General features: G+C 73.2%; 1 pseudogene. It reads right to left on the bottom strand.

Features of this window, described 5'->3' with window-relative positions:
* Nucleotides 1-747, bottom strand: a pseudogene (locus D8M34_RS18590) (5-methyltetrahydropteroyltriglutamate--homocysteine S-methyltransferase); the annotation flags it as partial.

Raw genomic sequence — 747 nt, 5'->3', positions numbered from 1 at the left:
CACCCGGGCCGAGCCCGCGCGGGACCCCGGGCCCGAGGTCGGCCAGCACCTCCATCCGCGACCGGGCCGCCTCGACGGTGGTGACGTCGGCGTCGAGGCCGTCGATCGCGCCCACCACCTCGCCGAACTCGGAGTAGCAGAGGTGGGTGTGGATCTGGGTGGTGTCGGTGGCGACGCCGACGGCCAGCCGGAACGCGTCCACCGCCCAGTCCAGGTACGCGGGGCGGTCCCGCTCGTGCAGGGGCAGCAGCTCGCGCAGTGCGGGCTCGTCGACCTGGATGATCCGGATCCCGGCGGCCTCCAGGTCTCCCACCTCGTCGCGCAGGGCCAGTCCCACCTGCCGGGCGGTGTCGCCCAGCGGCTGGTCGTCACGCACGAACGACCAGGCCAGGATCGTCACCGGGCCGGTCAGCATCCCCTTGACCAGCGCGTCGGACAGCGACTGGGCGAACCGCGCCCACTCCACCGTGATCGGCCGGGGCCGGGACACGTCCGAGTGCAGGATCGGCGGGCGCACGCACCGCGAGCCGTAGGACTGCACCCAGCCGTGGTCGGTGGTGGCGAAGCCGTCGAGGTTCTCGGCGAAGTACTGGACCATGTCGTTGCGCTCGGGCTCACCGGGCACCAGGACGTCGAGCCCGATCTCCTCCTGCAGCCGCACCACGCGGACGATCTCCTGGCGCATCCGCTCGGTGTAGGCGCCGGTGTCGATCGTGCCGGAGCGGTGCGCGGCCCGGTCACGCCGGA

Source organism: Microbacterium sp. HSID17254, assembly GCF_003989315.1.
In the GTDB taxonomy this organism is placed as follows: Bacteria; Actinomycetota; Actinomycetes; order Actinomycetales; family Microbacteriaceae; genus Microbacterium.
This window is presented reverse-complemented; position numbering and strand designations above follow the sequence as displayed.